Annotated in this window: 29 protein-coding genes; 17 read left to right on the top strand and 12 right to left on the bottom strand. The window is 63.3% G+C overall.

Features of this window, described 5'->3' with window-relative positions:
* Window positions 1-38: 38 nt before the first annotated feature.
* Window positions 39-923, top strand: coding sequence for a sugar nucleotide-binding protein (locus tag AC07VG_RS22800; RefSeq protein ID WP_495003105.1), 885 nt, complete (start codon window positions 39-41; stop codon window positions 921-923).
* Window positions 916-1,845 carry an NAD-dependent epimerase/dehydratase family protein gene (locus AC07VG_RS22805; RefSeq protein WP_495003106.1) on the top strand — a complete coding sequence of 310 codons (930 nt, stop codon included), beginning with the start codon at window positions 916-918 and terminating at the stop codon, window positions 1,843-1,845. Before AC07VG_RS22800 ends, AC07VG_RS22805 begins: the two co-directional genes overlap by 8 nt.
* A gap of 129 nt (window positions 1,846-1,974) precedes the next feature.
* Here AC07VG_RS22805 and AC07VG_RS22810 read toward each other — a convergent pair whose 3' ends face one another.
* The 5 genes from AC07VG_RS22810 to AC07VG_RS22830 form a co-directional block, all read right to left on the bottom strand.
* Window positions 1,975-2,658 (bottom strand): OmpW/AlkL family protein, encoded by a 684-nt coding sequence (locus AC07VG_RS22810; protein ID WP_495003107.1) that lies wholly within the window; start codon window positions 2,656-2,658, stop codon window positions 1,975-1,977.
* Between the two features lie 293 nt (window positions 2,659-2,951).
* Window positions 2,952-3,485: a DUF3299 domain-containing protein gene (locus AC07VG_RS22815; protein WP_495003108.1), complete on the bottom strand. Its 534-nt coding sequence runs from the start codon at window positions 3,483-3,485 to the stop codon at window positions 2,952-2,954.
* An 8-nt stretch (window positions 3,486-3,493) separates the two neighbouring features.
* Window positions 3,494-4,759, bottom strand: a complete 1,266-nt coding sequence (locus AC07VG_RS22820; RefSeq protein ID WP_495003109.1) for an ABC transporter permease — start codon at window positions 4,757-4,759, stop codon at window positions 3,494-3,496.
* Window position 4,760: 1 nt separating this feature from the next.
* The gene (locus tag AC07VG_RS22825; protein ID WP_100944382.1) at window positions 4,761-5,471 is read right to left on the bottom strand and encodes an ABC transporter ATP-binding protein; all 711 of its coding nucleotides are present in this window, start codon (window positions 5,469-5,471) and stop codon (window positions 4,761-4,763) included.
* Between the two features lie 129 nt (window positions 5,472-5,600).
* The gene (locus AC07VG_RS22830) at window positions 5,601-6,212 is read right to left on the bottom strand and encodes a DUF2796 domain-containing protein (protein ID WP_495021903.1); all 612 of its coding nucleotides are present in this window, start codon (window positions 6,210-6,212) and stop codon (window positions 5,601-5,603) included.
* A gap of 135 nt (window positions 6,213-6,347) precedes the next feature.
* On the opposite strand from AC07VG_RS22830, the gene AC07VG_RS22835 reads away from it, so the two are divergent.
* A complete protein-coding gene (locus AC07VG_RS22835; protein WP_495003111.1) occupies window positions 6,348-6,698 on the top strand; it encodes a hypothetical protein in 351 nt (116 codons plus the stop codon).
* Between the two features lie 141 nt (window positions 6,699-6,839).
* Here the strand turns inward: AC07VG_RS22835 and trxA are convergent, their stop codons facing one another.
* The 3 genes from trxA to AC07VG_RS22850 are packed head-to-tail and all read right to left on the bottom strand — an operon-like array spanning window position 6,840 to window position 8,884.
* On the bottom strand, window positions 6,840-7,712 hold the full coding sequence (gene trxA, locus AC07VG_RS22840) for a thioredoxin (RefSeq protein WP_495021904.1): 873 nt from the start codon (window positions 7,710-7,712) through the stop codon (window positions 6,840-6,842).
* A gap of 30 nt (window positions 7,713-7,742) precedes the next feature.
* The gene (locus AC07VG_RS22845) at window positions 7,743-8,429 is read right to left on the bottom strand and encodes a class I SAM-dependent methyltransferase (protein ID WP_495021905.1); all 687 of its coding nucleotides are present in this window, start codon (window positions 8,427-8,429) and stop codon (window positions 7,743-7,745) included.
* Window positions 8,426-8,884, bottom strand: a complete 459-nt coding sequence (locus tag AC07VG_RS22850; protein WP_495021906.1) for a hypothetical protein — start codon at window positions 8,882-8,884, stop codon at window positions 8,426-8,428. Before AC07VG_RS22850 ends, AC07VG_RS22845 begins: the two co-directional genes overlap by 4 nt.
* Window positions 8,885-9,025: 141 nt before the next feature.
* Here AC07VG_RS22850 and nrdR point away from each other — a divergent pair, with 141 nt between their 5' ends.
* The 11 genes from nrdR (at window position 9,026) to AC07VG_RS22905 (ending at window position 16,932) form a co-directional block, all read left to right on the top strand.
* Entirely contained in the window at window positions 9,026-9,490 is a 465-nt protein-coding gene (gene nrdR / locus AC07VG_RS22855; protein ID WP_164886258.1) for a transcriptional regulator NrdR, read from the top strand.
* Entirely contained in the window at window positions 9,487-10,626 is a 1,140-nt protein-coding gene (gene ribD, locus AC07VG_RS22860) for a bifunctional diaminohydroxyphosphoribosylaminopyrimidine deaminase/5-amino-6-(5-phosphoribosylamino)uracil reductase RibD (protein WP_495003115.1), read from the top strand. Before nrdR ends, ribD begins: the two co-directional genes overlap by 4 nt.
* 45 nt (window positions 10,627-10,671) lie before the next feature.
* Entirely contained in the window at window positions 10,672-11,334 is a 663-nt protein-coding gene (locus AC07VG_RS22865) for a riboflavin synthase (protein WP_495003116.1), read from the top strand.
* Between the two features lie 31 nt (window positions 11,335-11,365).
* Complete coding sequence (gene ribBA, locus AC07VG_RS22870) at window positions 11,366-12,457, top strand: bifunctional 3,4-dihydroxy-2-butanone-4-phosphate synthase/GTP cyclohydrolase II (protein WP_100944390.1); 1,092 nt, start codon at window positions 11,366-11,368, stop codon at window positions 12,455-12,457.
* Window positions 12,458-12,548: 91 nt separating this feature from the next.
* A complete protein-coding gene (gene ribH / locus AC07VG_RS22875) occupies window positions 12,549-13,025 on the top strand; it encodes a 6,7-dimethyl-8-ribityllumazine synthase (RefSeq protein ID WP_495003117.1) in 477 nt (158 codons plus the stop codon).
* Window positions 13,022-13,522 carry a transcription antitermination factor NusB gene (gene nusB, locus AC07VG_RS22880; protein WP_177101688.1) on the top strand — a complete coding sequence of 167 codons (501 nt, stop codon included), beginning with the start codon at window positions 13,022-13,024 and terminating at the stop codon, window positions 13,520-13,522. Before ribH ends, nusB begins: the two co-directional genes overlap by 4 nt.
* Before the next feature lie 18 nt (window positions 13,523-13,540).
* Window positions 13,541-14,506, top strand: a complete 966-nt coding sequence (thiL, locus tag AC07VG_RS22885; protein WP_495021907.1) for a thiamine-phosphate kinase — start codon at window positions 13,541-13,543, stop codon at window positions 14,504-14,506.
* Window positions 14,503-15,006: a phosphatidylglycerophosphatase A family protein gene (locus AC07VG_RS22890; protein ID WP_495003119.1), complete on the top strand. Its 504-nt coding sequence runs from the start codon at window positions 14,503-14,505 to the stop codon at window positions 15,004-15,006. The genes thiL and AC07VG_RS22890 overlap by 4 nt, the downstream gene beginning before the upstream one ends.
* 10 nt (window positions 15,007-15,016) lie before the next feature.
* Window positions 15,017-15,799, top strand: a complete 783-nt coding sequence (locus tag AC07VG_RS22895) for an ABC transporter substrate-binding protein (protein WP_495003120.1) — start codon at window positions 15,017-15,019, stop codon at window positions 15,797-15,799.
* Between the two features lie 99 nt (window positions 15,800-15,898).
* The gene (ribA, locus tag AC07VG_RS22900) at window positions 15,899-16,516 is read left to right on the top strand and encodes a GTP cyclohydrolase II (RefSeq protein ID WP_495003121.1); all 618 of its coding nucleotides are present in this window, start codon (window positions 15,899-15,901) and stop codon (window positions 16,514-16,516) included.
* On the top strand, window positions 16,513-16,932 hold the full coding sequence (locus AC07VG_RS22905; RefSeq protein WP_495021908.1) for an MFS transporter: 420 nt from the start codon (window positions 16,513-16,515) through the stop codon (window positions 16,930-16,932). Before ribA ends, AC07VG_RS22905 begins: the two co-directional genes overlap by 4 nt.
* A 127-nt stretch (window positions 16,933-17,059) precedes the next feature.
* Here the strand turns inward: AC07VG_RS22905 and dxs are convergent, their stop codons facing one another.
* From dxs to AC07VG_RS22925, 4 genes are all read right to left on the bottom strand, one after another.
* Window positions 17,060-18,958, bottom strand: a complete 1,899-nt coding sequence (gene dxs, locus AC07VG_RS22910; RefSeq protein ID WP_495021909.1) for a 1-deoxy-D-xylulose-5-phosphate synthase — start codon at window positions 18,956-18,958, stop codon at window positions 17,060-17,062.
* A gap of 112 nt (window positions 18,959-19,070) precedes the next feature.
* Complete coding sequence (gene ispA / locus AC07VG_RS22915) at window positions 19,071-19,958, bottom strand: (2E,6E)-farnesyl diphosphate synthase (protein WP_495003124.1); 888 nt, start codon at window positions 19,956-19,958, stop codon at window positions 19,071-19,073.
* The gene (locus AC07VG_RS22920) at window positions 19,955-20,197 is read right to left on the bottom strand and encodes an exodeoxyribonuclease VII small subunit (protein ID WP_100944400.1); all 243 of its coding nucleotides are present in this window, start codon (window positions 20,195-20,197) and stop codon (window positions 19,955-19,957) included. Before AC07VG_RS22920 ends, ispA begins: the two co-directional genes overlap by 4 nt.
* Before the next feature lie 609 nt (window positions 20,198-20,806).
* Window positions 20,807-21,178 (bottom strand): LysR family transcriptional regulator, encoded by a 372-nt coding sequence (locus AC07VG_RS22925; RefSeq protein WP_495021910.1) that lies wholly within the window; start codon window positions 21,176-21,178, stop codon window positions 20,807-20,809.
* A gap of 409 nt (window positions 21,179-21,587) precedes the next feature.
* Here AC07VG_RS22925 and AC07VG_RS22930 point away from each other — a divergent pair, with 409 nt between their 5' ends.
* From AC07VG_RS22930 to AC07VG_RS22940, 3 genes are all read left to right on the top strand, one after another.
* The gene (locus AC07VG_RS22930) at window positions 21,588-22,187 is read left to right on the top strand and encodes a chorismate--pyruvate lyase family protein (protein ID WP_495021911.1); all 600 of its coding nucleotides are present in this window, start codon (window positions 21,588-21,590) and stop codon (window positions 22,185-22,187) included.
* Between the two features lie 91 nt (window positions 22,188-22,278).
* Window positions 22,279-22,593 carry a transcriptional regulator gene (locus AC07VG_RS22935; RefSeq protein WP_152742125.1) on the top strand — a complete coding sequence of 105 codons (315 nt, stop codon included), beginning with the start codon at window positions 22,279-22,281 and terminating at the stop codon, window positions 22,591-22,593.
* Entirely contained in the window at window positions 22,586-22,870 is a 285-nt protein-coding gene (locus AC07VG_RS22940) for a helix-turn-helix domain-containing protein (RefSeq protein ID WP_495003128.1), read from the top strand. The genes AC07VG_RS22935 and AC07VG_RS22940 overlap by 8 nt, the downstream gene beginning before the upstream one ends.
* The last annotated feature ends 243 nt before the right edge of the window (window positions 22,871-23,113 follow it).

A 23,113-nucleotide genomic window follows, 5' to 3' on the forward strand; every position in this document is an offset into this window, starting at 1 on the left:
TCACCATCGTTCTGAACAGACTTGGGCCTGCTGACTCTATGCGAATGCGCCTTATGTTACTGGGCGGCGGAAATGCCCTTGGGCAGGCGCTGATTCGCCTCGGTGCGGAGGAAGATATCGGTTTCCTCGCCCCCCGTCCGCCACAAGAAGGCTGGGATGCCGCGAGCCTCACGCAACTGCTCGACGACACCCGTCCGGATGCGTTGATCAACCTTGCCTTCTACTTCGACTGGTTCCAGGCGGAGACGGTCGGCGAGGCGCGCCTGGCCGACCAGGAGCGCGCGGTCGAGCGGCTGGCCGAACTCTGCCAGCATCACAACATCATCCTCCTGCAACCTTCCAGCTATCGGGTGTTCGACGGCTCGCGGGCCACCGCCTACAGCGAAAAAGACGAACCCGTGCCCCTGGGCCTGCGTGGCCAGGCGTTGTGGCGGATCGAGCAGAGCGTGCGCGCGACTTGCCCGCAACATGTGCTGCTGCGCTTTGGCTGGTTGCTCGACGACAGTTCCGAGGGCACTCTCGGGCGCTTCCTGGCCCGGGCCGAGCAGCCCGACGAACTGCTGATGGCCGATGACCGGCGCGGTAACCCGACCCCCGTGGACGACGCGGCCCGGGTGATCATCTCGGTGCTCAAGCAACTGGATTGCGCCGCGCCGCTGTGGGGCACCTACCACTACGCCGGCCACGAGGCGACCACGCCGCTGGCCCTCGGCCAGGCGATTCTGACCGAGGCCCGGCAACTGCACCCGCTGGCCATCGAGGCGCCGACCGCCCAGGCCCACGCCGCGCGTCCGGATGCGGCGGAAGAGCCGCAGCACGCGGTGCTGGCCTGCAAGAAAATTCTCCATACCTTTGGCATCAAGCCCCGTGCCTGGCGTGCGGCATTGCCGGCGCTACTCGACAGGTTCTATCGTCATGGCTGAGGCCCCCATTCTTATCACCGGCGGCGCCGGCTTCATCGGCTCGAACCTGGCCGAAGCGCTGCTGGCAAAAGGTTACTCGCTGCGTATCCTCGATGACTTGTCGACCGGCAAGCGCAGCAACCTGGCCCTGGACAATCCGCGGGTCGAACTGATCGAAGGCGATGTCGCCGATGCCGCCGTCGTGGCGCGGGCGCTGCTTGGCTGTCAGGCCGTGGTGCACCTGGCGGCGGTCGCGTCGGTGCAGGCGTCGGTCGAGGACCCGGTGCGGACCCACCAGAGCAACTTCATCGGTACGCTGAATGTCTGTGAGGCCATGCGCCAGACGGGCGTCAAACGGGTGTTGTTCGCTTCCAGCGCGGCGGTCTACGGCAATAATGGCGAAGGTGAGTCCATCGTTGAGGACATCGCCAAGGCCCCGCTGACGCCCTATGCCTCGGACAAGCTGGCCAGCGAGCAGTACCTGGACTTCTACCGCCGCCAGCATGGCCTGGAGCCGGTGATCTTCCGTTTCTTCAACGTCTTCGGACCGCGCCAGGACCCGTCCTCGCCGTATTCCGGGGTGATCAGTATTTTCTGCGAGCGGGCCTTGAAGGGACTGCCGATCACCATCTTCGGCGATGGCGAGCAGACCCGGGACTTCATTTACGTCGGCGATCTGGTGAAGATCCTGGTGCAGGCGCTCGAGGCGCCGCAGGTGCAGGAGGGCGCGATCAACGTTGGCCTGAACCGGGCGACGACGCTCAAGCAGATGCTGGTGGCGCTGGGCGAGGTGGTCGGTGCGCTGCCGCCGGTGACCTATGCGCCGGCGCGCTCGGGTGATATTCGCCATTCGCGGGCGAACAACCAGCGGCTGCTGGAGCGTTTCGAACTGGCCGAGCCGACGCCGATGAGTGTCGGATTGGCGCGTTTGCTGGGGCGCTGAAGTCGATTGTTGCAAATGAAAAAAGGCGCCTGATGAGGCGCCTTTTTCATGGGGGTGATGGAACGCTGATAGGTGGCGAGCGGGCAAGCCCGCTCGCCACAAAGTGAGTACTGGAACTCAAGGTAGAGCTTAGAATTTGTAGCCGATACCGACCATGTAGACCCATGGATCGACCTTCACATCCACCTTGGTCTGGCCTACGCCCAGGGCGGTCGGCCCGTCGACGGTGGCCTTGGTGTCGATGTCCACATACCAGACCGAGGCGTTGAGCAGCATGCGGTCGGTGAGCATGTAGTCGAAGCCCAGTTGTCCGGCCAGGCCCACCGAGTTCTGCAGCTTCATGTTGCTGAAGCCTTCATCCTTGCGCTTGCTGGTCAGGTCTTCGCCGAAGAACATGGTGTAGTTGATACCGACACCGGCATAGGGCTGGAACTTGGAGCTGGCATCCAGCGGGTAGTACTGCAGCGACAGGGTCGGTGGCAGTTGCTTGATATCCCCCAGCTTGCCATCCAGCGCCGGGCCGAGGCCCTTGACCGATACTTCGTGATGGAACGGCGTCGCGGCCAGCAGTTCCAGACCGATATGGTCGGTGAACATGTAGGCGAAGGCCAGGCCCAGCTGGGTGTCGCTGTCCACTGTGGCCTTGGTGCCGGAGATTCGCGCGCCGTCGAGTTTCAGGTCGCCGCTGCTGTCATTGGGCGAGACGGTGGCGGCACCGGCGCGGACGATGAAATCACCCGCCTCGTGGGCGTGGGCAAGGGGCGCGGCGAGGGCGAGCGCAACGAGAGAGGCGCTGAGCAGGGATTTTTGCATTGGGGGGGGCTCCAAAGGACGGTTCAAATTCACTGGGTCCAATGGTAAGGAGCGAGCTGGGTCGGTCGTTGACTCAGCTCAACGGAAGGCAGGGCTGGTTGTTGACCCAGCTCAATGAAAAGCCAATGGTCGAGTTGGGGCAGGAACTTTTGGGTTGTTTCTGCTGACGCTATCGCGAGCAAGCTTGCTCCTACAGGATTTGTGTCGTACGCAAAATCTGTGCACGACGCTCAATTTGTCTGAGCAAGCTTGCTCGCGATGACGCCCTTGAAAACACCAGTGAACGAGCGGTCTTACTCCGGCAATTCGTACACGTAGATCTTCTGTGCCGCCATGCTGTACCCCGCATCCGCCAGGTCGCTGGTGCTCTGCTTGACCTGCATGTCACCCTCGATCCAGTACGGCTGATACAGCTCGTCAACCTTGACCCCCAGCTCACTGGTCACATGCACGATCTGGTTCGACGGCGGTGGCGGCACATGGATGCAGGCGCCGAAATACGGCACCAGCAGGAATTCCGTGGTCCGGCCTTCCTCACTGACTTCCAGCGGCACGATATACCCCGGCAGGCGCACATGCTGGCCATCCAGGGCCTTGACCACCGGCGCATCGGGTAACGACTGCTTGGCCGCTGGCGCGGCTTCGACGTTCATGCTGCCGATTTTCGACAGGTCATGCAGCGGTGCCATCTGCGGGACTTCCGGCGGCGCATCGGGCGGAATCATGTCCTGCCAGGCCAGCTCCTTGGGTTTGTCATCGGCCCACAGCGGCGTTGCCGTTACCACGGACAGCGCCAGCAACACGCCGACCAGGACTTTATTCTTCATCGCAGCACTCATAAACGGATGGACAGGCCATCGGCCAGGGATTGTCGATAGGCGCGCCACGCCGGCACGCTGCCCATCAACAGGGCGGCAACGAGGATACCGCCGAGCAGCGTCCATTCATATTCGCTCGGCCAGGACAGCGGCAGGTACAGCCCGTAGTTCGATTGCACATAACCCTGGGCGAGGGCGATGCACAGGTAGAGCAAACCGACCCCGGCCACTACCCCGGACAACGCCAGGGCAAAGGCTTCCAGTATCAGCAGACTGGCGATATGCCAAGGCCGCGCGCCCACCGAGCGCAGGATCGCCATCTCCCGGCGGCGTTCGTTGAGGCTGGTGAGGATCGCCGTGAGCATGCCGATCAAGCCGGTCAGGACCACGAACAGCGAGACCACGAACAAGGCTTTTTCCGCCGTGCCCATCAGGCTCCACAGCTCCTGCAAGGCCACGCCTGGCAGGATCGCCAGCATCGGCTCGCCACGGAACTCATTGATCTCGCGTTGCAGGGCGAAGGTCGAGACTTTGTTGTTCAGGCCGAGCATGAAGGCGGTGATGGCTTGCGGCGTCAGGTCCATATTGCGTGCCTGGTCGGCGCTGATGCGTCCGGCGCCGTGGGCGGGTACACCGTCGTGCCAATCGATATGGATCGCCTCCATGCCGCCGAGGCTGATATGCAGCGTGCGGTCCACCGGTGTACCGGTGCGCTTGAGGATACCGACCACGCTGAAGGGTTTGTCGTCATGCTTGACCAGGCTGATGGCCGCCACGCCGTGGGCCAGCACCAGCTTGTCGCCAAGCTTGTAGTGCAGCGCGTCGGCGACCTCGGCACCGAGCACCACCTCGAACGGGTCGGTGGCGAACGGGCGGCCTTCGGCCAGTTGCAGGTTCTGCTGGTGGCCGTACTGGTAATGCTCGAAATAGGCCTCGCTGGTGCCCAGTACCCGGTAGCCGCGATGGGAGTCGCCGAGGGACATTGGGATCGCCCACTTCACTTTCGGGTTGTTGGCGAAGTGCTCGAAGCTGTCCCAGCGGATGTTGTTGGTGGCATTGCCGATGCGAAACACCGAGTACAGCAGCAGGTTCACCGAGCCCGAGCGGGCGCCGACGATCAGGTCGGTGCCGCTGATGGTGCTGGCGAAGCTGGCGCGGGCTTCGGTGCGCACGCGCTCCACGGCCAGCAGCAGGCAGACCGACAGGGCGATGGCGAAGGCCGTGAGCAGAGCGGTGAAGCGGCGGTTGGCCAGGCTGGCCAGGGCCAGACGAAACAGATACATCTCAGACCTCCGCGGGCGTGGCCGCGCGATTCAATTCGGACAGCGACAGGTGACGGTCGAACAGCGGGGCCAGACTCTGGTCATGGCTGACGAACAGCAGGCTGGAGCCGGCTTCGCGGCATTCGGCGAACAGCAGTCGGATAAAGGCTTCGCGGGCATCGTAGTCCAGCGCCGAAGTCGGCTCGTCGGCGATCACCAACTCCGGCTGGCCGATCAGCGCGCGGGCGGCGGCGACCCGTTGCTGCTGGCCGATAGACAGCGAGTCGGCGCGACGTTCGAGCAGGGCCGGATCGCTCAGACCGAGGTGGGCGAGCAGGGTCGCGGCGGCCTGGTCGGCACTGCCGTGGCGCTGGATCGCGCGGCTGGCGCGCAGTTTGGAAAAGTGGCAAGGCAGCTCGACGTTCTCGCGTACCGAGAGAAACGGCAGCAGGTTGAACTGCTGGAAAATATAGCCGGTGTGGTCGACGCGAAAACGGTCGCGGGCGCCGGCCCCCAGTTCGGTGAGTTCCTGGCCGAGCAGGCGGATGCTGCCTCGGCTGGGTTTCTGCACGCCGCCCAACAGGCCAAGCAAGGTGGTCTTGCCGCTGCCGCTGGGACCTTTGAGGAACAACGTTTCGCCCGGTTCCAGACGGAACGCCGGGATATCCAGCAACTGCGGATGGCCGGGCCAGTTGAAGCCGAGGTCGGACAGTTCGATAAGTGCTTGGGTCATAAAGGCCGATTCACAGGTGGGTACTCATGTAGGAGCCAGCTTGCTGGCGATTCAGACGCCGCGGTGTTTCAGGCAGACCGCGTTATCGTTCATCGCCAGCAAGCTGGCTCCTACAGGGATGGAGGCGGATCAGAACTTCAGGGTGGCAGCCTCTGGCGTGGCGTCAACCCCTTGTTGGCCGCTGCCGGAAATCAATTGCACCTGGATCTTGTGAGTGGCCGGGAAAGTCTTGAACACCTGGCCCAGGTCCAGGGTCTTCAACGCGGCCGGAGTGGCGCAGGTGAATTGGTAATGGGCGTGGATCTCGCTGTGGTCGTGATGGTGCTCGGCACCGGCGACTGGGGTGGAGCCGGCGGCTTCAGGGGCGTGATCGTCGTCATCATCGTCATCGGCTTCTTCAGGCGCCGGATCGCCGAACAGCGGGCTTTCCAGCGTTTGGCTGGCGACGACGCAAGCGGCGGCTTTCGGCAGGTTGAACAGCTCCAGCGGCTTCTCCAGCAACAGGTGTACGGCCGCGACCTTGGCCTTGTCGACATCGCTGGTGGCCGGGTGTTCGAAGCCCACCAGGTTCATCGCCGGGCTTTGCAGTTCCAGTTCCAGGGTCTGGCCGTCGAGTGCCGCGTTCAGCCGGCCCACGCCGTGCTCGTGAGCGCCGAGGCTGCCGTGTTCGTGGGCGTCATGGGCCTGGGCGGCAACCAGCGGGAGCAGGGCAAAAGGCAGGGCGAGCAGCAGGTGGCGCATGGCGTTTCTCCAGGAACGGCAACAAGGGTGTTTTGTTATGTGATCTTATAACAATTTATGGCTTGTTCGGCCACTGGCTTGGCGTGTCGGGTGACGCATGGGAGCATGGGCGCCTGCAATCGCGAGGTGAGCATCATGCTGCGAATTCGAGGCACCATCGGCCAATGGCCGGTGGATTTGACGCTAGAGCTGGATGAAGGCGACTGGGCGCGGTTGGGCGCGCAGTTGCAAGTGAGCGTGCCGCCAGACGCGGGCGCTGCGGTGGTGGCCCGGCCGGTGAGCCAGGACGAGGCCTTGTGGCAGACGGCCAGGGATCTGGTGCGCCAGGCCGGGCAGATCGACGGGCCGCAGTTGCTCGGACAATTGGAGGGGCTGGCGGGGAGTACGGCGGCGGCCAAGCGCCTGTTGGTGCGCTTGCGCCACTGTAGCGAGGTCAAGGTGCTGAGCGGGACGGATTCGCCGCTTTACAGTTGGGTCCAGGCTTGAGGGCGGGGCCCCAACCTCAAACACAACACACATCCTGTAGGAGCCGGCTTGCCGGCGATTCAGACGCTGCGGTGTTTCAGGCAGACCGCGTTATCGTTCATCGCTGGCAAGCCAGCCCCCACAAGGGCAATGCAGCGGTGTTTAGTACAGCGCGGCGAACAGTCGGCGACGGTAGGTGGTCACCAACGGGTGGTCGTTGCCCAGCAGATCGAACACCTGCAGCAAAGTCTTGTGCGGCAGGCCTTCGCTGTAGCCGCGATTGCGGGTAAACAGCTTGAGCAAACCGTCCAGCGCCGCTTCGTATTGCTGGCGCGACAGTTGCTGCACCGCCAACTGGTAGGCCGCTTCATCGTCCTGCGGGTTCTGCGCCAGGCGCGCTTTCAAGTCAGCGGCCTCCGGCAGGTCAGCCGCCTGACGCAAAAAGGTCAGTTGCGCCTTGGCCCCGGCCAGCGCGGCCTTGTGCTCGTCGCTCTTCACCGCGTCGAGCACCGCCTGGGCTTCGCCCAACTCGCCGCGCTCGGCCAGACAACGGCCATAGAGGATCAGCGCCTTGGCGTTGTTGTTGTCTTCGCCCAGCAGTTCCTTGAGGGCCGCTTCGGCATCACCGATCCGACCTTCGGCGAACAGCGCCTCGGCTTGCTCAAGAGGATCGGCCGCCGTCGGCGGCGGCATCTGCACATGCGGCTCGAGCATTTTGCGCACCGCCGATTCCGGCTGGGCACCGGCGAAACCATCCACCGGCTGGCCGTCCTTGAACAGCACCACGGTGGGCAGGCTGCGAATGCCGAAACGGGCGGCGATGTCCTGCTCGGCATCGCAGTCGACCTTGGCCAGCAGCAGCTCACCCTGATAGCTCTCGGCGATCTGTTGCAGCATCGGCATCAGCGCCTTGCAGGGCGCGCACCACTCGGCCCAGAAGTCCACCAGCACCGGCTTGTGGAACGAGTTCTCGATCACCGACTGGTCGAAATCAGCGGTGGTGGCGTCGAAGATGTAGGGGGTGGGCTGAGTCATCGGAATCTCGGAAAGCGGGGAATGGGACAACTATAAAGCCTGGGCTCGATGGCCGAAAGCCGGCTGACGCCGGGCATGGTAGAGACTGACCTGGCGAAACTCCTCCGGCTCGGCCAAGTCCGGCAGCGTGAAGGCTTCGAGCATTTCCACGCGGCGATACAACGGATGACGGAAATCCCGCACCCGCGAATCGGCCACCAGGGCCTCCTGGCCCCGGCTGAGAAACTGATCGAGCAACGGCAGGTTTTCCCGGTCATACAGCACATCCGCCACCAGGATCAGATCGAAACGATCGCTCTCGGCAAAGAAGTCCGCGCTGTAGCGCAGTTCCACCCCATTGAGTGCCGCATTCGCCCGGCAAGCCGCCAACGCCAGTGGATCGAGGTCGCAGGCCACCACTTCCCGCGCCCCGGCCCGGGCCGCGGCGATCGCCGCCACACCGGAACCAGCGCCGAAATCCAGCACTCGCTTGCCCGCCACCCAGTGCGGGTTTTCCGCCAGGTAGCGGGCCATGGCCAGGCCGCTGGCCCAGCAGAAACTCCAATAAGGCGGTTCATGCAGGATTCGCCGGGTTTCTTCGGGGGTAAAGGCGCGATCCATGTTGTGTGCATCGATCAGCCACAACTGCAACGCGGTCCCGGGTAATTCACAGGCCACCAGTTGCGCATCGCCCAGCAACTCGCTCAAGGAACGTTGCAGGTCCGCCGGTGCACTCATGGCGCGGTAAAAAATTGCAACTGGCCCAGGGCCTGGGTGGTCGGCTCGGTGATGATTCGCGACGGCAGATGCAAGATCAATTGCCCGGACTGGCTGGCCCGTCCGCGCAATTCCACCCGGCTGCCCACCGGGAACACCTCCGGGTTGAAGCGCAGGCGGAATGGCAGGACCTGGCCGGTGCCGTTGATCTTGCTGCTGGCCAGCAATTGCTGTGGACGACCGCGCTCGTCGATCACCAACAGCGCCAGTTCTACTTCCGCGCCTGCCGGCACGCCTTGCAAGGTACCGCTCAATTCACGCTGAAAGCTGGGCAATGGACCGAGTTCTTCATAGGGATTGACCGGTTTGTTTGCCTGTTGCTGGGCTGGCGCCACCGGGACGGGCTTGGGTGGTGGGCTGCCACAAGCGGCCAGGAGGCCGGCGAGACTGAGCAAAACAAGCGGTCGTACTGACATGAACGGCTCCAACCCAAGGCGAAATACGCTGCATCTATCTGTATAAAAGGTAGTCGGGCGACTGTATACCGCAAACCCTATGGCTTGTCTTGCCACGGGGATGCGCTACCATGGCCCTCCCATTTTTTGTTGCCTGCCACCATGCACTGTCCCTTCTGCGGTGCCAACGACACCAAAGTCATCGACTCGCGTCTGGTCGCCGAGGGCGAACAGGTGCGCCGCCGGCGTGAATGCCTGGCCTGCGGTGAACGTTTTACCACCTTCGAGACCGCCGAACTGGTCCTGCCACGCCTGATCAAACAGGACGGCAGCCGCCAACCCTTCGACGAAGACAAACTTCGCGCCGGCATGCAGCGCGCGCTGGAAAAGCGCCCGGTCAGTGTCGAGCGCCTGGAAGCCGCGCTGGTGCATATCAAGCACAAGCTGCGGGCCACCGGCGAGCGCGAGGTCAAGTCGCTGGTCGTCGGTGAACTGGTGATGGCCGAGTTGCAGAAACTCGATGAAGTCGCCTATATCCGTTTTGCTTCGGTCTATCGCCGCTTCCAGGACCTCAACGAGTTCCGCGAAGAGATCGACCGCCTCGCCCGCGAGCCCGCCAAAGAATGAGCCGTCCAACCGAGCAGGCCGTCCTCGACGCCCACTATATGGCCCGTGCCCTGGAGCTGGCCCGCAAGGGCCGCTACTCGACCCATCCGAATCCACGGGTTGGCTGTGTGATCGTGCAGGCGGGCGTGGTGGTCGGCGAAGGCTGGCACGTGCGCGCCGGCGAACCGCATGCCGAGGTGCATGCCCTGCGCGAGGCGGGTGAAAACGCCCGTGGGGCCACGGCCTACGTCACCCTTGAGCCGTGCAGCCACTTTGGTCGTACGCCACCGTGTGCCGACGCCCTGGTCAAGGCCGGCGTGGCGCGGGTGGTCGCGGCCATGCAGGACCCCAACCCGGAAGTCGCCGGCCGTGGCCTCAAGCGTCTGGCCGACGCCGGCATCGCCGTGCACAGCGGTGTGCTGGAAGGCGAGGCGCGGGCACTGAACCAGGGCTTCCTCAAACGCATGGAACACGGCGTGCCGTTCGTGCGGGTCAAGTTGGCGATGAGCCTGGACGGGCGCACCGCCATGGCCAGCGGCGAAAGCCAGTGGATCACCGGGCCGCAGGCGCGTTCCGCCGTGCAGCGCCTGCGGGCCCAGGCCAGCGTGGTGCTGACCGGCGCCGACAGCGTGCTGGCGGACAATGCGCGGATGACCGTGCGCCCGGCCGAGCTGGGCCTCGATCCGGAACTGAGCGCCCTGGCCGAGCGCCGTCCCCCCCTGCGGGTGTTGATCGACGGGCGCCTGCGGGTACCATTGGATGCTCCATTCTTCACGGCGGGCCCGGCGCTGGTGGTGACCTGCATTCCGGGCGCCGCCGAACGTTATCAGGCCCTGGGCCATGAGCTGCTGGAAGTCCCTGGCGCCGAAGGTCACGTCGACCTGCGCCGCTTGCTGACCGAACTGGCCGCCCGTGGCGTCAACGAAGTGCTGGTGGAAGCCGGCCCACGCCTGGCGGGTGCCTTTGCCCGGCAGGGTCTGGTGGACGAATACCAATTGTTTGTCGCCGGTCAGTTTCTCGGCTCCACGGCGCGTCCATTGTTGGACTGGCCGCTGGAGCGGATGGACCAGGCGCCTCGGCTGAAGATCATCGAAATGCGCGCAGTCGGCAGTGACTGGCGAGTCACCGCAATACCTGACCCGGCACCCGGCGTATAATTTTTGGCTTGCGCCACGCGCGGGCCTGTTCTCGAGGAGGACTTCATGTTTACCGGCATTATCGAATCCATCGGCAGTATCCGAGCCCTGAACCCCAAGGGCGGCGACGTCCGCGTCTACGTGGAAACCGGCAAGCTGGACCTGGCCGACGTCAAGCTCGGCGACAGCATCGCGGTGAACGGCGTCTGCCTGACCGCGGTCGAACTGCCGGGCGACGGCTTCTGGGCCGACGTCAGCCGCGAAACCCTGGACTGCACCGCCTTCAACCAGTTGAAAGCCGGCAGCCGGGTCAACCTGGAAAAAGCCTTGACCCCGACCACCCGCCTCGGTGGGCACCTGGTCAGCGGCCATGTCGACGGTGTCGGTGAAGTGGTTGCCCGTGAAGAAAACGCCCGGGCCATCCAGTTCCGCATCCGCGCGCCGAAAGAACTGGCCAAATACATCGCCCATAAGGGCTCGATCACCGTCGACGGCACCAGCCTGACGGTCAACGCGGTGAACGGCGCCGAGTTCGAACTGACCATCGTCCCACACACCCTGGCCGAAACCATCATGGCCGACTACCGTCCTGGTCGCCAGGTCAACCTCGAAGTCGACCTGCTGGCTCGTTACCTGGAGCGCCTGCTGCTGGGCGACAAGGCTGCGGAGCCGTCGAGCGGTGGCATCAGCGAAAGTTTCCTGGCCGCCAACGGCTACCTCAAATCCTGACACTCAAATTTTGAAAGAAGGGGGGTGCCGCGTGGCGCTCAATACGATTGAAGAGCTGGTCGAAGACATTCGCCAGGGCAAGATGGTCATCCTCATGGATGACGAAGACCGCGAGAACGAAGGCGACCTGATCATGGCCGCCGAATGCTGCAAGGCCGAGCACATCAACTTCATGGCCAAGCACGCCCGTGGCCTGATCTGCATGCCGATGAGCCGTGAGCGCTGCGAACTGCTCAAGCTGCCGCTGATGGCGCCGCGCAACGGTTCCGGCTTCGGCACCAAGTTCACCGTATCCATCGAGGCCAGCGAAGGCGTGACCACCGGCATCTCCGCCGCCGACCGCGCCCGCACCGTGCAAGCGGCAGCGGCCAAGGATGCCAAGGCCGAGGACATCGTCAGCCCCGGCCATATCTTCCCGCTGATGGCCCAGCCCGGCGGAACCCTGGCCCGCGCCGGCCACACTGAAGCGGCCTGCGACCTGGCGCGCATGGCTGGTTTCGAGCCAAGTGGCGTGATCTGCGAAGTGATGAACGACGACGGCACCATGTCCCGTCGCGCCGAACTGGAAACCTTCGCCGCCGAACACAACATCAAGATCGGCACCATCGCCGACCTGATCCACTACCGGATGATCCACGAACGTACCGTTCAGCGGATTGCCGAGCAGCCGCTGGACAGCGAACTGGGGCATTTCAACCTGGTGACCTATCGTGATTCGGTGGAAGGCGACGTGCACATGGCGCTGACTTTGGGCAGCTTCTGCGCCGAAGAACCGACCCTGGTGCGGGTGCATAACATGGACCCGCTGCGCGACCTGTTGATGGTCAAGCAACCCGGGCGCTGGAGCCTGCGCGCGGCCATGGCCGCGGTGGCCGAGGCCGGTAGCGGCGTGGTGCTGCTGCTCGGTCACCCGCTGGATGGCGACGTGTTGCTGGCGCATATCCGCGAGACCGCCGAGCAGGTGCCGGCGAAAAAGCCGACCACCTACAGCATCGTCGGTGCCGGTTCGCAGATCCTGCGCGACCTGGGCGTACGCAAAATGCGCCTGATGAGTGCGCCGATGAAGTTCAATGCGATATCCGGTTTCGACCTGGAAGTAGTAGAATACGTGCCCTCCGAATAAAGACTGGCTGCTCGCGGCCCTTGATTCGCGGTTCAAATATCCCTGAGGGGCGCGTACTAGGCGCGCCCCGGCTCTTTAAGAGAATTGTCGAATGACCCTGAAGACCATCGAAGGTACCTTCATCGCCCCCAAAGGCCGCTACGCCCTGGTGGTCGGCCGCTTCAACAGCTTCGTTGTCGAAAGCCTGGTGAGCGGCGCTGTTGACACCCTGGTTCGCCACGGTGTCAGCGAAAGCGACATCACCATCATCCGCGCACCTGGCGCCTTCGAAATCCCGCTGGTGGCACAAAAAGTCGCGCAGAAAGGCGACTTCTCGGCGATCATCGCCCTCGGCGCGGTTATTCGTGGCGGTACTCCGCACTTCGAATACGTGGCGGGTGAATGCACCAAGGGCTTGGCCCAGGTCTCCATGGAGTTTGGCGTGCCGGTCGCGTTTGGCGTACTGACGGTCGACTCCATCGAACAAGCCATCGAACGTTCCGGCACCAAAGCCGGCAACAAAGGCGCCGAAGCCGCCCTTTCCGCCCTGGAAATGGTCAGCTTGCTGGCGCAATTGGAGGCTGTGTGATTAGCGACGAAAGCGATCGTTTCAACCCGCGCGATCCGAAGCCTGAAGGCGCCGGCAAGCCCTCCAAGAGCGTCAAGCGTCGCGAAGCCCGTCAGCTCGCGACCCAGGCCCTGTACCAGTGGCACATGGCCAAGCAGTCGCTGAACGAGATCGAGGCGCAGTTCCGGGTCGACAACGATTTCAGCGATGTCGACGGCGCTTACTTCCGTGAAATCCTGCATGGCGTTCCGCAGTTCAAGAGCGAAATCGACACCGTTCTCAAACCTTGCCTGGACATCGAGATCGAAGAGCTGGACCCGGTTGAGCTGGCGGTATTGCGCCTGTCCACCTGGGAACTGCTCAAGCGCGTCGACGTGCCGTACCGCGTGGTGATCAACGAAGGGATCGAACTGGCCAAGGTCTACGGTTCCACCGACGGTCACAAGTTCGTCAACGGCGTGCTCGACAAACTGGCGCCGCGCCTGCGTGAAGCTGAAGTGAAGGCGTTCAAGCGCTGATCCGCGCTTGACCTTTGCATGGGCGAGTTCGAGCTGATCCGCAATTTCTTCGCCGCCGCGCCCTGTGCGCAGGCCGGCGAGGGTGTTGCCCTGGGCATCGGCGACGATTGCGCCCTGCTGAGCGTCCCCGCCGGGGAACAACTGGCGATTTCCACCGACACCCTGGTGGCGGGTGTGCACTTCGCCGATCCCTGCGACCCTTTCCTGCTCGGCCAGCGTGCGCTGGCTGTTGCCGCCAGTGATCTGGCCGCCATGGGCGCCACGCCCCTGGCCTTTACCCTTGCCCTGACCTTGCCGCACAACGCCGCCGACTGGCTGCAGGGCTTTGCCCGCGGCTTGAACCTGATGGCGCAACACTGTGGCTTGCGCCTGGTAGGTGGTGACACCACCCGTGGGCCGTTGTGCCTGACGCTGACCGTGTTCGGTCGGGTACCGACGGGCCAGGCGCTGACCCGCAGTGGCGCGCAAGTCGGCGACCTGCTGTGTGTCGGCGGCGACCTGGGCAATGCGGCGGGTGCCTTGCCGCTGGTGCTGGGGCAGCGTACGGCGGCGCCGGCGATTGCCGAGCCGCTGTTGGACCACTACTGGTCGCCCAAGCCGCAACTGGCATTGGGTCAGTTCTTGCGCAACAAGGCGACCTCGGCACTGGATATCTCCGACGGGTTATTGGCCGATTGCGGGCATATCGCGACGGCATCTTCCGTCAGGTTGCAGGTGGAACGTGATGCGCTGCCCTTGTCTTCGGCGCTGCAGGCCTTTCTCGGTCAGGAAGGGGCCCGCGAGGCGGCCCTCAGCGGTGGTGATGACTATGTGTTGGCCTTTACCCTGCCAGCCGCCGAGTTGCCCGGGTTGCTGGCCGCGCACCCAGCGGTACGGGTGATCGGCCAGGTACTGGGCGGGCAGGGCGTGATCCTGGTGGACAGCGCCGGCCGCGACATCACGCCGGCACGCCGGGGCTACCAACATTTTCCGGAGACACCGTGACAGATCATCCCAAGCAGGTCCCGGCCGAGTTCGTGCCGCCGTCGGTCTGGCGCAATCCCTGGCATTTCCTGGCCTTCGGCTTCGGTTCCGGCACCTTGCCCAAGGCTCCGGGCACCTGGGGTTCGCTGGTTGCGCTACCCTTTATACCGTTATGGCGGATGTTGCCCGACTGGGGCTACTGGCTGATGCTGGGCGTTACCCTGCTGTTCGGCTTCTGGCTGTGCGGCAAGGTCGCCAACGATCTGCGGGTGCACGACCACGAAGGCATTGTCTGGGACGAGATGGTCGGGATGTGGATCACCCTCTGGCTGGTGCCGGACGGTTGGTACTGGTTGCTGGCGGGTTTTGCGCTGTTCCGTTTTTTCGACATCCTCAAGCCCTGGCCGATCCGCTGGATCGACCGGCATGTTCATGGCGGCGTCGGCATCATGCTCGACGACGTACTGGCCGGGGTTTTCGCCTGGCTGGTCATGCAAGGGCTGGTGCACCTCTTTACCTGAGGATTCGGGCATGTTTGGCTGTCGGTTGTGGGTGCTGCTGTTCTGTCTGTTGACGGGTGGCGTTGTAGGTAATGTTGTTCAGGCGCGTGAAGAAACTTCCTTGCCTGGGGTGGTCCACCTCTCCAGTGAGGAATGGGTCGACTACACCGGTGCCGACGGTCGCGGCATGGCCTGGGATGTCATGCGCGAGATTTTCGAGCCCAAGGGCGTCAAGGTCTTGATCAGTATCGAGCCCTATACCCGGACGATCGGACTGGTGCAGCGGGGTGACGCGGACGCCTGGGTGGCGGCTTATCGCGACGAGGTGGTGGGTGCCCTGTATCCGCGCTGGCATTTCGATGTCGATCATCTCTATGCCCTGGGGCTGGCGAGCAATCCGCAGCCGACTCTGGAGACGCTGGGCATCTACCGCCTGGCCTGGATGCGTGGCTACAAATACCAGCACTACTTGCCCAATATCCGGCATTACAACGAAATCGTGCGCCGGGATGGGATCTTGCCGATGCTTTCCCACAGCCGCGCCGACTACTACATTGATGCGTTGTCTGAGGTGAACGAGGTGCTGGGCCAGGCCGCGCACCCGGAAATGTACCAGCGCACCCACTTGTTGGACCTGCCGCTGTACCTCGGATTTGCCAACACGGCGCGGGGACGGGCGTTAATGGCTTTGTACGATCAACGTATGGACGAACTGGTCAAAAGTGGTGAGTTGCGGGCTATTTTCGAGCACTGGAAGCAGCCTTATCCGTTCGACTCCATGCCGCTGCCGGTGCCAACGAATCAAACCTATTGATAGTTATCATGGATAATTCAGCCTAAGCGTCTGTAGGAACCTACTGTTACAATGCGACTTCTGCGAATTTCCAGTCCTCATACTGATCAGGAGCACACGGTGCCCGTCGTTTTCGTCGCCGCTTCCAAACTGCCAACCCCCTTTGCGACCTTCACCATGAATGGCTTTCTCGAAGAAACCACCGGTCGTGAACACGTCGTGCTGACTCTGGGGGATGTGGCGGATGGCGCACCGGTTCTTGGCCGTGTGCATTCCGAATGCCTGACCGGCGATGCCTTGTTCAGCCAGCGCTGCGATTGCGGCTCTCAGCTGGAGGCGGCCCTGCGGGCGATCGCCCTCGAAGGTCGCGGCGTGTTGCTGTACTTGCGCCAGGAAGGTCGCGGCATCGGTCTGATGAACAAGATCCGTGCTTATGAATTGCAGGACGGCGGTGCCGACACCGTCGAGGCCAACGAGCGCCTGGGCTTTGCCGCTGACCTGCGCGACTACGCCATTTGCCGGCCGATGCTCGAATACCTGGGCATCCAGTCGCTGCGCCTGATGACCAACAACCCGCGCAAGGTCAAGGCCTTGACCGAGATGGGCATCACCGTGGCCGAGCGCGTGCCGCTGCAAACCGGACAGAACCCGCACAACAAACTCTACCTGGCGACCAAGGCCGGCAAGCTCGGCCATATGATGGGCAACGAGCACCAGAGCGAGGCGGATCCGGCGTGACCCGCGGCCAGGTGAAGCGTCGGTTGTCGGTGGGCTGGTGGAAACAGCTGGTGCTGAGTGTGCTGCCGCTGTTTGTCGCGAACTGGCTTTTTGCTCAGACGGATCCGTTGCTGCCGGTGCTGGCGATGCCGTTTTTCATTGCCGGGGTGGCTTCGATGTTTGTCAGTCTGCGCTTTTTCGGGGCTTACAAGCGGTCGCTGATCGCGACGCAGACGGCACTGGATACGCCGGAAGAGCCTGCGGCCTGGATTGAGCTGGCGAATGTGCGGCGCAAGGCCCTGGTGGTAGCGGCGTTGCCGACCTGGATCGGCACCCTGGCGGTGTTTGTCGGGCTGGATGCGGTGCCGTTGATGCTGCTGGTGCTGTCCACCGTGGTGCTGTTCTACCTGTACCGCATTCCGCGGCAGCTGGGCTGATAAGCCCGGCGCTGCTTTCCCCCTGTAGGAGCGAGCTTGCTCGCGATGGGCGCCAACGATAACGCGGGGTGCCTGACGCCCCGCGGTGTCCCTACCTCCATCGCGAGCAAGGGGGCGTAGCAAGGGTCTACAGCCCCAGCAGCTTCATCCGCTCAGTCACCGACGCTTCGATCCCCGCCACATCCAACCCGCACTCCGCCAGCATCTGCGCCGGTTTCGCGTGTTCGACGTACACATCCGGTAACCCCAGGTGCAGCACCGGCTTGAGCAGGTTGTCCCGCGCCAGGAACTCGCTGACCGCCGCTCCGGCGCCGCCCATGATGGCGTTTTCTTCGATCGTCACCAGCAACTCATGGCTGCCGGCCATCTCACGCACCAACGCTTCATCCAGCGGTTTGACGAAGCGCATGTCGACCACGGTCGCATCAAGCTTCTCGGCGACGATCAAGGCCTCGGTCAACTGCACGCCAAACACCAGCAGGGCCACATTGCTACCCCGACGGCGAACCACGCCCTTGCCGATCTCGATCGGTTCCAGGTCTTTCTCGATGGTCGCGTTCGGCCCGGTACCGCGCGGATAGCGCACTGCCGCCGGGCCGTTGTACAAATGACCGGTGCTGAGCATCTTGCGCAGTTCGTTCTCGTCACTCGGGGTCATCACCAGCATGCCGGGGATGCAGCGCAGGTACGACAGGTCGAAGCTGCCAGCGTGGGTCGGGCCGTCTTCGCCCACCAGGCCGGCGCGGTCGATGGCGAACAGCACGTCGAGGTTCTGCACCGCCACATCGTGGACAAGCTGGTCATAACCGCGTTGCAGAAAGGTCGAGTAGATCGCCACCACCGGCTTGGCGCCTTCGCAGGCCATGCCGGCGGCGAAGGTCACCGCGTGTTGCTCGGCAATCGCCACGTCGAAGTAGCGTAGCGGGAAACGCTCGCTGAAGGCCACCAGATCGGAGCCTTCCTTCATCGCCGGGGTAATGCCCACCAGGCGCGAGTCGGCGGCGGCCATGTCGCACAGCCATTCGCCGAAGACGCCGGAGTATTTCGGTCCGCTGGCTTTCTTCGGCGCGGCGGCCGGGGCGTCCAGGGGTTCGAGCTTGGTGATCGCGTGGTAACCGATCGGGTCGAGTTCCGCCGGGGCGAAGCCCTTGCCCTTCTTGGTCACCACATGCAGGAACTGCGGGCCCTTGAGGTCGCGCATATTGCGCAGGGTGGCGATCAGGGTCGGCAGGTCATGGCCGTCGATCGGGCCGATATAGTTCCAGCCCAGCTCTTCGAACAAGGTGCCGGGGACCAGCATGCCCTTGGCGTATTCTTCGGTACGCCGGGCGATTTCCCAGGCCCCGGGCAGGCGCGACAGCACTTTCTTGCTGCCTTCGCGCATGCTCGCATAGGTACGGCTGGAGAGGATCTTCGCCAGGTAGTTGGACAGGCCGCCGACATTGCGCGAAATCGACATGTCATTGTCGTTGAGGATCACCAGCATGTTGGCGTCGACTTCCGGCGCGTGGTTCAGCGCCTCGAAGGCCATGCCGGCGGTCAACGCGCCGTCGCCAATCACGGCGATGGCCTTGCGCTCGCTGTTCTGCAGGCGAGCGGCGATGGCCATGCCCAGGGCGGCACTGATGGAGGTGCTGGAGTGACCGACGCCAAAGGTGTCGTACTCGCTCTCCGAACGGCGCGGAAAGGCGGCCAGGCCGTCTTTCTGACGCAGGGTGTGCATGCGCTCGCGACGACCGGTGAGGATCTTGTGCGGATACGCCTGATGGCCCACGTCCCACACCAGCCGGTCGTCCGGGGTGTCGAAGACGTAGTGCAACGCGATGGTCAGTTCGATCACGCCCAGGCCGGCACCGAAGTGCCCGCCGGTCTGACCGACCGAATAGAGCAACTCCTGGCGCAATTCATCGGCCAGGGTTTCCAGCTCGGCTTCACCTAACCGGCGCAGGCCGGCCGGCGTGTCGGCACGGTCCAGCAGGGGCGTGGTCGGGCGCTTGCGGGGAATCTCATGGAACGTCGTGGGCATCAGGCGAATCGTTATAGGTATAGAAGAGGCGGCAGTTTACCTGATGCATCGCACGCTGCCCACGCGGAGCGTCGAAGTTGGCCGATATGCGGCCTTGAGCGCGGCGTTTGACTCAGCTGCGACGTTCGACGATATAACGGGCCAGCTCGCGCAACGGTTCAGCGCACGCGTCAAACGGTCGCAGGGCGTGCAGCGCCTGGTCACGCAGTTCCAGGGCATAGGCCTTGGCCGCGTCCAGACCGAGCAGGGCCGGGTAGGTCGGCTTGTCGCGGGCGATATCGGCACCCTGACGCTTGCCGAGGGTAGCGGTGTCGCTTTCCACGTCGAGAATATCGTCCTGCACCTGGAAAGCCAGGCCAATGGCCTGGGCATAGGCCTGCAGCGAGCGCAATTCGTCCTTTTGCGCCTGGCCGCTGGCCAGGGCGCCGAGCTTGACGCTGGCTTCGATCAGCGCGCCGGTCTTGTGCCGGTGCATGTATTCCAGGGCCTTCTGGTCGAGCTTGAGGCCCACCGCGCCGAGGTCGATGGCCTGGCCGCCGACCATGCCGGCAGGGCCAGCGGCCTGGGCCAGGGTGGTGACCATGTTCAGGCGGATGTCGGCGTTCAGCTCGCTCAGCCCCGGGTCGAGCAGGGCGCTGAAGGCCAGGCTTTGCAGGCCGTCGCCGGCGAGGATCGCGCAGGCTTCGTCGAAGGCTTTGTGGGTGGTTGGCTGGCCGCGACGCAGGTCGTCGTCGTCCATGGCCGGCAGATCGTCGTGGACCAGCGAGTAGGCGTGGATCAGTTCCACCGCGCAGGCCGCGCCGTTGGCCTGTTCAGGGTTGCCGCCGAGGGCTTCGCAGGCGGCGTAGGCCAGCAGCGGACGCACGCGCTTGCCGCCGTTCATCACGCTGTAGCGCATGGCTTCATAGAGGCGTGCGAGTTCGGCGCTGGGGGCGTTGAACAGCGTCTCGAGTGCGGCGTTGACCCGGGCCTGGCTGCTGGCCTGATAGGCTTTGATCATTCTGCTTGTTCCGCGTCGAAGGGCTCTTCGGCCAGTTCGCCGTCGCGCTCGAGGAGGATCTGCACCTTCTGCTCGGCCTGGGCCAGGGCACCCTGGCAATCGCGGGTCAGGCGGATGCCTTGCTCGAAGGCGGTCAGTGAGTCTTCCAACGACAATTCGCCGTTCTCCAGGCGTTCGACCAGGGTTTGCAGGTCGGCAAGGGATTGCTCGAAGTCCAGGGAAGCTTTTTTGCGGGCCATGGCGGCGATCTCGGTAGGCGTTGAACGGGCGCGACACTAGCAGACAGCGGGTTTAGGGGCAAATGCGAGGGGTTGGCAGTCAGGGGCCTGGTGTAGGCCGTTGTCGACAAATCATCCTGATACCGGGCGCACAACCCAGGGACAACACGTCCACTGTAGGAGCCGGCTTGCCGGCGATGAGGCCCTAGAGTCATGCGGCGCTCGTGTGGACGCTATCGCCGGCAAGCCGGTTCCTACAGGTTTTGCAGCATGATCTGAACCGTTATCGCGGGGGGGGGATTATCCCGGTTTTCGGCGCGGCGTATCCCGGTTTGTCCTGCTAGTCGGCACAAAATTGTCTCTTTTATAGTAGTCCATCGATCAAGGATGAATGATCGACATGGACCTCCCTCTCGTCGCCTCCGATTTTCTCCTGTGCTTCTACACCCATAAGGCTGTCATCCATGGCGTCTTCTTCCGCTCGTATTCCCGGTTCCGGCGTACTGCTGTGCCGGTGGGTATTGCGCTGCTGGCCCTGGCCTGGCGCTATCTGAAGGAAACCGAACGGCATACCGGTCACTTCGATCTGGCGGGGGCCTTGACCGTCACCTTCGGCATGAGCGCGCTGGTCTACTGCTTTGTCCGGGCCGGTGCCCAGGGTTGGAATGACGCGCTGACCCTCGGCGCGCTGACCCTGACCCAGTTCGCCATGTCGGTGTATGGCGTGAAATGGCTGGCGCGGTACATGAGTTCGGCGCTGATGTTCTGCAGGGCGTCGCGCACCGCGCCGCTGATCTCGAAGGCGTAGTGGGTCGGCGTCATGCCCTTGCCGGTGCGCACGAAAATCTCCTTTCCGACGCTGTCGCGCAGACGCGAAAGCGCATGGCTGACCGCCGACTGACTCAGGTGCAGACGCTGGCTGGCGCGCAGGACGCTGCGCTCCTCCATCACGGCGTCGAAGACCCGTAGCAGGTTGAGGTCGAGGCGATCGAAAGCAATCATTCAGGCAGCTCTGGTGGCGATAGGGAATTCTGTGCTGAGCGGGGACGCTGAGCAATCGGTGATGCCCCCGTTTCACAGGCGCGGACGACAATCACGCTTGAACACATGCACCGAACATCACGCCCGAACGCGTACTTTGTAGGAGCAGAGCTTGCTCGCGAAGGGGCCAGTGAGACCGTCAAAAGCTTCGCGGGCAAGCACCGCTCCCACAGTCCCCGCTATTGCTTTCAGATTGCACGCTGACATCAGGGCCCAGCGCCATCAACAAGGTTGTGCTCAGACTTGGCGGCCATTGAGACGTGAATCCTCTGCACTTCGACAGTGCAGGAATGTCCCTTCGGCCCTACGGGGCCACGTGTGACCCTATGGCCCACGCCGCACGGTCGGTTTCAACAGGTGGAAAAACGCGATGTTCGACAATGTGAGAAATCATCGAACTCTCTGTGCCGACCCTAAGGTGCAGTGGCGGTCGGTCGAGCAACTGGGCGCTCGACTTGAGGAGCCTATGGCCGATTATCTGCTGGCCCCGGGATCATTGACCCAGCGTCTGGTCGAGGTTTCCGACGGTCGTTTCGGTGTCACGCCTTTATATGAGCGCGAGGCCGTTTTGCTGCGCGGTGAATGTACGGCGTTGCGCTTGCCCCTCGGCAGCCGTGGCTGGGTGCGGGAGGTCTATCTGAATGGGCAGGGCGTTCCGTGGGTATTTGCCCGGACCGTGATCCCGGAGGCGGTGCAGCGCAGCACGGGCCTGGATTTTCGCGCCTTGGGCGATCAGTCGATTGGTCCGTGGTTGTTCGGTGAGCTCGATTTTCGGCGTGGCGCGATAGAGCTGTGCCGCCATGAGGACTCGGTCGATGACGGTCAGTTGGCCGCGTCCCCGCTCTGGGCCCGGCGCTCACACTTCGAGCGGGGCGACCTGGGGATTCTGGTCTCGGAGGTGTTTTTGCCGACGTTCTGGGCGAGGGTGGATCGGTCGGTCAGCGCGACTGTGGAAGAGCGCAGGGCTTGAGTGATAAGCGACGGGGATGCCGTCGCGATTGTAATAACACGACACAGGTGTATGATTGCTTGAAGGTACGGCATTGCCGTATTTTTCGCCCATGCATACGATCATTGAAACTGAAGTATTCAAACGTTGCGCTGAGGCCATCTGGAATGACGGCGAACGCCATGAGTTCATTACCTGGATCGCGGGCAACCCGCTGGCAGGTGATGTTGTTCCCGGCAGCGGCGGATTGCGCAAGATTCGCTGGTCTCGTACGGGTATGGGCAAGCAAGGCGGTACGCGGGTGATTTACTACAACAGGCTTGCCGACGGTTGTATTTGGTTGTTGATTGCCTATACGAAGGCCAAATTTGACAACTTGCCTGCCGCGTTTCTGAAGCAATTGAAGGAGGAACTCAGCGATGAGTGATGAACTGGAACAATTCCAGAAGGACTTGCTGGCCTCAGTCCGGCAAATGAAGGCGGGTAAAGCGGCGCGGGTCACCAAGGTGACATTGACCGCAGCTGCCGAGGCTCGGACAAAGGTCGGTTTGTCCCAGAGTGATTTCGCCAAGCTTCTGGGCGTCAGCCTGCGGACTTTGCAGGACTGGGAGCAGGGGCGTCGACAGCCCACGGGTGCGGCGCAAACGCTGCTGCGTGTTGCGAGCCAACACCCGGAAGCGTTGCGTGATCTTCAAACGGTGTGACCCTGAACGTGCCACTGGTAATCAAGTATCGAACGTTCGCTCCGCAGGTTTATTGGACAGCATCGCCTACCTGTTTCCTGCTGATGCAGAAGCCGTATGCTGATCAGGAAATCTTGCCTGAATAGTGGCATTCTGCCTTGTTTTTCAGTGCTTTTCGGTTCAAAAGCGACGATCCCAGCTCATTTGATGAGCCACCTCACAAATACCGCCTTACCTCCATTGTCTAACAACCGCCGAATCGCT

The sequence above is a fragment of the Pseudomonas sp. GW821-FHT03C07 genome (assembly GCF_059420925.1).

Bases quoted from the DNA above. Each gene is read 5' to 3' on its own strand.
- AC07VG_RS22835 (WP_495003111.1), top strand. From the start codon at position 6,348: ATGCTGCGAATTCGAGGCACCATCGGCCAATGGCCGGTGGATTTGACG.
- AC07VG_RS22805 (WP_495003106.1), top strand. From the start codon at position 916: ATGGCTGAGGCCCCCATTCTTATCACCGGCGGCGCCGGCTTCATCGGC.
- AC07VG_RS22925 (WP_495021910.1), bottom strand. From the start codon at position 21,178: ATGATTGCTTTCGATCGCCTCGACCTCAACCTGCTACGGGTCTTCGAC.
- trxA (WP_495021904.1), bottom strand. From the start codon at position 7,712: ATGACTCAGCCCACCCCCTACATCTTCGACGCCACCACCGCTGATTTC.
- ribD (WP_495003115.1), top strand. From the start codon at position 9,487: ATGAGCCGTCCAACCGAGCAGGCCGTCCTCGACGCCCACTATATGGCC.
- dxs (WP_495021909.1), bottom strand. From the start codon at position 18,958: ATGCCCACGACGTTCCATGAGATTCCCCGCAAGCGCCCGACCACGCCC.
- thiL (WP_495021907.1), top strand. From the start codon at position 13,541: ATGGGCGAGTTCGAGCTGATCCGCAATTTCTTCGCCGCCGCGCCCTGT.
- ispA (WP_495003124.1), bottom strand. From the start codon at position 19,958: ATGATCAAAGCCTATCAGGCCAGCAGCCAGGCCCGGGTCAACGCCGCA.
- AC07VG_RS22815 (WP_495003108.1), bottom strand. From the start codon at position 3,485: ATGAAGAATAAAGTCCTGGTCGGCGTGTTGCTGGCGCTGTCCGTGGTA.
- nrdR (WP_164886258.1), top strand. From the start codon at position 9,026: ATGCACTGTCCCTTCTGCGGTGCCAACGACACCAAAGTCATCGACTCG.
- AC07VG_RS22830 (WP_495021903.1), bottom strand. From the start codon at position 6,212: ATGCGCCACCTGCTGCTCGCCCTGCCTTTTGCCCTGCTCCCGCTGGTT.
- AC07VG_RS22800 (WP_495003105.1), top strand. From the start codon at position 39: ATGCGAATGCGCCTTATGTTACTGGGCGGCGGAAATGCCCTTGGGCAG.
- ribH (WP_495003117.1), top strand. From the start codon at position 12,549: ATGACCCTGAAGACCATCGAAGGTACCTTCATCGCCCCCAAAGGCCGC.
- AC07VG_RS22895 (WP_495003120.1), top strand. From the start codon at position 15,017: ATGTTTGGCTGTCGGTTGTGGGTGCTGCTGTTCTGTCTGTTGACGGGT.
- AC07VG_RS22825 (WP_100944382.1), bottom strand. From the start codon at position 5,471: ATGACCCAAGCACTTATCGAACTGTCCGACCTCGGCTTCAACTGGCCC.
- AC07VG_RS22820 (WP_495003109.1), bottom strand. From the start codon at position 4,759: ATGTATCTGTTTCGTCTGGCCCTGGCCAGCCTGGCCAACCGCCGCTTC.
- AC07VG_RS22920 (WP_100944400.1), bottom strand. From the start codon at position 20,197: ATGGCCCGCAAAAAAGCTTCCCTGGACTTCGAGCAATCCCTTGCCGAC.
- AC07VG_RS22845 (WP_495021905.1), bottom strand. From the start codon at position 8,429: ATGAGTGCACCGGCGGACCTGCAACGTTCCTTGAGCGAGTTGCTGGGC.
- AC07VG_RS22865 (WP_495003116.1), top strand. From the start codon at position 10,672: ATGTTTACCGGCATTATCGAATCCATCGGCAGTATCCGAGCCCTGAAC.
- AC07VG_RS22935 (WP_152742125.1), top strand. From the start codon at position 22,279: ATGCATACGATCATTGAAACTGAAGTATTCAAACGTTGCGCTGAGGCC.
- AC07VG_RS22810 (WP_495003107.1), bottom strand. From the start codon at position 2,658: ATGCAAAAATCCCTGCTCAGCGCCTCTCTCGTTGCGCTCGCCCTCGCC.
- AC07VG_RS22930 (WP_495021911.1), top strand. From the start codon at position 21,588: ATGTTCGACAATGTGAGAAATCATCGAACTCTCTGTGCCGACCCTAAG.
- AC07VG_RS22850 (WP_495021906.1), bottom strand. From the start codon at position 8,884: ATGTCAGTACGACCGCTTGTTTTGCTCAGTCTCGCCGGCCTCCTGGCC.
- AC07VG_RS22940 (WP_495003128.1), top strand. From the start codon at position 22,586: ATGAGTGATGAACTGGAACAATTCCAGAAGGACTTGCTGGCCTCAGTC.